The organism is Corallococcus sp. CA041A, from assembly GCF_003612075.1.
Taxonomy (GTDB): Bacteria; Myxococcota; Myxococcia; order Myxococcales; family Myxococcaceae; genus Corallococcus; species Corallococcus exiguus.
Genome location: NZ_RAWF01000391.1, coordinates 1 through 5785, shown reverse-complemented (window position 1 = coordinate 5785; position 5785 = coordinate 1). Strand labels below are relative to the sequence as shown.

Below are 5785 nucleotides of genomic sequence, written 5' to 3'. Positions count from 1 at the left end.
GGGGGGGCGTGGGCGACGTCACGACGACGTGCGGCGTGGGCGGCTGGCCGCCCCCGCGGGGCATGCCCAGCACCAGCGCGGTGAGGGCAAGGCCACCAGCCAGGGCGAGGAACAGGACCGTACGATTCATGGCAGGGCTCCAAAGGCGTTTGAAACGCGGGCCCTGCCTTTACGAACGGGGAGCGCGAAAAGGTCTAACCCTTTCGCGCGAGGCGACTGTTCAGTGGGCTGTTCAGCCCGGACTTCAGTTGCCCTGGGCCGCCGGGACGGCGCCCGCGCAGAAGTAGGGCGAGTTGTTCTCGCCGAAGGTGCGCCGGTAGAAGGACTCGTCCGCGATCTTGATGGCGTCCAGCGTGTCCTGGTCCAGGAGCAGGGGACGGCACGTCATGCGCTCCTTGAGGCCCGGCTCCACGTCATCCACGGTGCGGGTGATCTCGCAGCCCGTCGTGGTGCCCTGCACGCACTCCTTGCTGCAGTAGCCCAGGGCGAACGCCTCCGGGTTGTCGCTGCGGGGGCTCTGGTCGTCACGGACGCAGACGAGGTCCTCGCAGTCCAGCGAACCGAAGGAGATGAAGTCCTGATCCACGGCGATGTCCTTCTCCTGGATCTCCACGAACTTGCGGCCCTGCTCCTCCCGCTCCTGGTCCGTGGCCCTGCGCACCAGTTGGCACGGCTTGCCCAGCTCGGTGGTGACGTCGCAGCCTCCCAGCATCAGGGCGGCGGACAGGAAGAGCGCGGTTCGCACGAACATCTTTCAGACCTCTAGGAAGGATGGAAACAGGGCGCGCCAAGGGGGGAGGCCGACGCCCGGAACCCGGGAACGGTAGCACACCGCTTCTTCGCGCCAACCCCTGACCCGCGGGGCGTGAGCACAGTGGAATTGTGAAGCGATACGAGAGGAATACAGAGGAGGCAGGCGCATTCTGCTGGTTGATGGTTGGGAATACGGCCGATAGGATGGTGCGGCTGATGTCATGCTGCCTTCCGGTGGCAGTACGTTCCCTCCCCCCACGGAGCGCCCGGACTTGAACCGCCCCACGCTGCTGCTTGCGCTGAGCCTGATGTGGCCCGCGCTGGCCCCCGCCCAGAACCAGCAAGGCATGGGCCTCGATCTGACCGAGGACTCCCAGGCCAAGCCACCCGAAGAGAACCCCGCGCCGCCGCCGGACGAGGAAGCCCGTCCCGCGTCGCCGCCAGCCGCCACCCCGGCGAAGGACATCCCGATCGAAGCGCTGATGCCGCTCACGGACATCACCCAGGACGACCGGGTGAAGAGCGTTCAGCGCAAGGTCTATCTGAAGAAGAACCGCCTGGAGATCTCACCGTTCGTGAGCATCTCCGTGAACGACCCGTTCTATTCGAAGTTCGGCGGCTCGTTGCGCGCGGCCTGGTACCTGTCGGACACGCTGGCCGTCTCGGCGCGTGGCTCGCTCATCCAGGTCATCCCGTCGGATGACGTCCGCACGGCGAAGCGCACCTTCAACAGCAAGATCTACGGCTCCGTGCCGAACTGGTCCGCCATGGGCGACCTGGAGTGGGCGCCGCTCTACGGCAAGGTGTCCTTCCTGAACTCCATCCTCCACTTCGACGGCTACCTGCTGGGTGGCATGGGCGTGGTGAGGACGGAGACCTCCGCGCTGCCGGACCGCGGCCTCAACCCGGCGTTCGACCTGGGCCTGGGCATGCGCTTCGTCACCAAGGACTACCTGGCCGTCAACGTGGCCCTCATCAACACCTCCTACGTGGACCAGCCCCTGGGCAGCAGCAAGGGCGCCCTCCAGAACGTCATGACCCTCAACGCGGGCATCTCCATCTTCCTGCCCCTCAAGTCGACGGGGAGGGAGTCCGAATGAAGCCCGCCTTCCGTCTGCTCCTGACCCTGTGCGCGGGCGTGCCCACGCTCGCCGCCGCCGACCAGGCGCCCGCTCCGGCCGCCGCGGCTCCGGCTCCGGCCACGCCTGCTCCGGCTCCGGCGACCCCGGCCCCCAAGACGGCCGCCAACTCCAACCCGCCCGCCGGCTCGCAGGAGGAGGAGGCCGGCGACGTGTCCGAGGTGGACAAGGACGCCCTGGGGCCTCTTCGCGAGCGCATCCGGCCGGTGTCCGGCCACATGTTCCTCAAGAAGGGCCGCTTCGAGGTCAGCCCGTCCGCGTCCATCACCATCCGCGACGCGTTCTACAAGAAGTACATCTTCGGCGGCACCGTCACCTACTTCCCCACGGAGACGCTGGGCGTAGGTCTTCGCGGTGGCTACGCGCTGAACTCCGTGGCGGGCTCCGCGCAGATCTGCACCTTCACGCCGGGCGAGGACGGGGACACCCGCGGCTGCCGCGCGCCCACCAAGGGTGAGCTGGACGGGTATGCGCCCGGCCAGATGACGCTCACGGGCGGCGTGGACGTCCAGTGGGCGCCCATCTACGGCAAGCTGTCGCTGCTGGCGGAGAAGTTCGTCCACTTCGACATGTACGGCGTCGTGGGCGCGTCCGTCGTCCAGTACAAGGGGCCGGCGGAGTCGCTGACGGATGGCACGCCCGCCGCAGGCAGCAAGTCGTACCTCACGGGCGGCGGCAACGTGGGCGTCGGCCTGCGCTTCTTCTTCAACCGGTGGATGACGCTGCGCACGGAGCTGCGCGACATCATCTACGTGGAGAAGGGCCGGGATCCCACGCCCAACTACCTCCGCAACCAGATCCTGTTCGAGCTGGGCCTGTCCTTCTTCTTCCCCTCCGGTTCCTGAGACTCATGCGCACCCACCGGTTCCTCCGCCTCGCCGTCCTCGGGCTCACGCTCGCGTACACGGCCCCCACGCTGGCCCAGTCCTTCGAAGGGCTGGACCTGGCGGGCCAGTCGAAGAAGAAGAAGAAGGGGGCCTCGTCGAAGGCTTCCTCGAAGAAGAAGACGTCCGTCAAGCGTGGCAAGGGCAAGACGACCGCCCCTGCCGAGGACGCGGACGAGTCCGCCTCCGACACCAGCGCGCCCGTGGGCAACCCCGCCACGCCGCCCGCCGCGGTGACGACGACGCCGGCGCCCACGGCCACTCCGGCCGCGCCCGCCGCGAAGCCCACGCCGCCCTCGAAGCCGGCCGGGCAGGGCAGCCCCGGCCTGGGGCTGGACCTCACGGGTGACAACGACAAGCCGCCCGCGCCCACGATGTCGTTCGACGCGGTGGACGTGTCCGGCAAGACGGCGGACCGCCAGCGCCTGGACGCGGCCATCAGCCTGTTCAAGAACGACGAGTACGAGAAGGCCGCGATGGCGTCCCACGAGCTGTTGGGGGACCCCAAGCTCCAGGGCCTGCACGTCGAGGCGCGCTACGTGCTCGCCAAGTCGCTCTACCGCATGGGGCTGTACCACTCGTCGCTGGGCGAGTTCTCCAAGATCCTCGCCGCGGGCCCGTCCACGAAGTTCTTCAAGACGAGCCTGGAGTGGCTGTTCTTCATCAGCCGCAAGACGCAGAACGAGACGGTCATCCTGGATGAGATCGCCCGGTACGCGAACTACGAGTTCCCGGAGAAGTTCCGGAACGAGTTCCGCTACCTGCTGGCGCGCTACCACTTCGTGCGTGGCCGCGCCCTGGATCAGGTGGGCCAGACGGAGAACGCGGACAAGTCCTTTGAAGAAGTGAAGCGCCTGGCGCTGACCATCCCGCGCACGGACGTGTTCTACCCGCGCGCGAAGTACCTGGAGGGCCTGGCCTTCTTCCGCAACGGCACGAACCACAAGGACGCGGCGGCCAAGCGCGGCAACACGGACGTCATGGCGTCCGTGGAGGCCATGAAGGAAGTGGTGCGCCTCACCCGTCCCATGGCGGGCCGCTCCGGCGAGCAGGCGAAGCTGGACAAGTCGCTGCGCGAGCTGGCGTTCATGCAGCTGGCCCGTACGCACTACGGCATGCAGCAGAACCGCTTCTCCATCTTCTATTTGAACAAGGTGGAGCGCGGGAACACGCAGTGGCTGGAGGCGCTCTTCGAGTCCTCCTGGGCCAACTACCGCATCGGCCAGTACGAGCAGGCGCTGGGCAACCTCATCACCCTGTCGTCGCCCTTCTTCCGCGAGGAGTACTTCCCGGAGGCGCTCATCCTCAAGGCGGTCATCTATTACGAGAACTGCCGCTACCGGGAGTCCAACCTCATCCTCCAGGACTTCGAGCGCACCTACCTGCCCGTGCACGACGAGCTGGACGGGCTGGTGAAGAAGAACATGGACGCCTCCGAGTACTACACGGTGCTCGCGGACGTGCAGAAGAAGAACAAGGACGGCCTGGAGAAGAACGGCACGGACGTGCTCCTGGAGCGCATCCTGCGGCTGGCCCTCACGGATCAGGACCTGAAGAAGACCAACGACTCCATCCTGGAGCTCGAGGGTGAGATGGACCTGTTCTCCAACAAGGGCGACACGTTCAAGTACTCGGAGCTGACCAAGCAGCTGCTGGAAGAGCTCAAGGTCCAGCGCACCAGCCTCATCTCCAAGGCCGGCATCATGGCCAAGGGCAAGCTGGAGACGGAGCTGGGCGCGCTCAAGCTGCTGCTGGCCAACGGCCTGCGCATCAAGTTCGAGACGACCACCAAGGAGAAGGAGTTCCTGGAGGAGCAGCTCAAGGCGGGCGGCCGCACGGCCATCGTCAAGAAGTACAAGTACTCCGTGGCGGTGGCGGACGATCAGCTCTACTGGCCCTACGAGGGCGAGTACTGGCGTGACGAGCTGGGCACGTACCAGTACACGATGACCAAGGGCTGCATCGAGCGCGACACGGCCAACCGTCAAATCCAGTCCGCCGAGGCGATGTAGACGCCTCGCGCTGAGAGTGGGATTCTTCCCGGCCGCCGGAGCGCCCCGTACGCGCGCTCCGGCGGTCTTGTCTTTTCCAACGGTCCCTCGAAGGGACGAGGGAGTGCGAAGTTGGCTCGGGAGGCGTCGCTGCGGGTGGTGTTCGGCATCGCCGTCCTGGACCTCATCGGGTTCGGCATCCTGATTCCGCAGCTGGGCGTGTACGGCGTGCGCTTTGGCGCTTCCCCCTTCGCGGTGGGGCTGCTGGTCGCGGTGTACTCGCTGATGCAGCTGGTGGCGGCGCCCATCATGGGGCGGCTGTCGGACCGGTTCGGCCGGCGGCCGGTGCTGCTCATCTCCCAGGTGGGCTCGCTGCTGGGCTACGTGCTGTTCGCCTTCGCGCACACGCTGCCCCTCCTGTTCCTGTCCCGCGTCATCGACGGGGTGTCCGGCGGCAACGTGTCCACGGCGCAGGCGGTGGTGGCGGACATCACCAAGCCCCATGAGCGCGCGCGGGGCATGGGCATCATCGGCGCGGCGTTCGGCCTGGGCTTCGTACTGGGGCCCGCGCTGGGCGGCGTCCTGGGGGCGTGGGGCGGCAACCTGGCCATCGGCCTGTTCGCGGCGGGGCTGTCCGCGCTGAACCTCATCAACACCTGGTTCTTCCTGCCGGAGACGCGCAGGGCGGACTCGCCGTCCGCCACGTCTCGCAACATGCGGGGCGCGGCCGCCGCGTTGACGCTGCCCGTCGTGGGCCGGTGCGTGGTGCTGGTGCTGCTCTACACGGTGGCCTTCGCGCAGATGGAGGGCACCTTCTCCGTGTACCTGCTGACGCGCTTCCTGTCCTCCGGGCCGGTGCCGCTGGAGGGCGGGTGGCTGGTTCACGCGGTGCATCCGGACGCGTCCATCCTGAAGGAGGCGAGCCTGCGCTCCGGGGCGCTCTTCGCGGTGGTGGGCGTGCTGTCCGCGCTGGTGCAGGGCGGGCTGATGCGCCGGCTGGTGGCGGCCGGGCATGGCG

General features: G+C 67.6%; 5 protein-coding genes. 4 read left to right on the top strand and 1 reads right to left on the bottom strand.

From position 1 onward, the window contains the following. Positions 1-244: 244 nt before the first annotated feature. Positions 245-751, bottom strand: a complete 507-nt coding sequence (gene cglC, locus D7V77_RS39445) for an adventurous gliding motility lipoprotein CglC (RefSeq protein WP_120581360.1) — start codon at positions 749-751, stop codon at positions 245-247. 274 nt (positions 752-1025) lie between these two features. Here cglC and D7V77_RS39440 point away from each other — a divergent pair, with 274 nt between their 5' ends. From D7V77_RS39440 to D7V77_RS39425, 4 genes are all read left to right on the top strand, one after another. Then, positions 1026-1853, top strand: coding sequence for an outer membrane beta-barrel domain-containing protein (locus D7V77_RS39440; RefSeq protein WP_120581361.1), 828 nt, complete (start codon positions 1026-1028; stop codon positions 1851-1853). After that, entirely contained in the window at positions 1850-2737 is an 888-nt protein-coding gene (locus tag D7V77_RS39435; protein ID WP_120581359.1) for an outer membrane beta-barrel domain-containing protein, read from the top strand. The genes D7V77_RS39440 and D7V77_RS39435 overlap by 4 nt, the downstream gene beginning before the upstream one ends. A 5-nt stretch (positions 2738-2742) precedes the next feature. After that, complete coding sequence (gene gltC / locus D7V77_RS39430) at positions 2743-4788, top strand: adventurous gliding motility protein GltC (RefSeq protein WP_120581358.1); 2046 nt, start codon at positions 2743-2745, stop codon at positions 4786-4788. Positions 4789-4899: 111 nt separating this feature from the next. After that, on the top strand, positions 4900-5785 hold an 886-nt coding region (locus D7V77_RS39425), incomplete at its 3' end, for an MFS transporter (protein ID WP_120581357.1).

Bases quoted from the DNA above. Each gene is read 5' to 3' on its own strand.
- cglC (WP_120581360.1), bottom strand. From the start codon at position 751: ATGTTCGTGCGAACCGCGCTCTTCCTGTCCGCCGCCCTGATGCTGGGA.
- D7V77_RS39435 (WP_120581359.1), top strand. From the start codon at position 1,850: ATGAAGCCCGCCTTCCGTCTGCTCCTGACCCTGTGCGCGGGCGTGCCC.
- gltC (WP_120581358.1), top strand. From the start codon at position 2,743: ATGCGCACCCACCGGTTCCTCCGCCTCGCCGTCCTCGGGCTCACGCTC.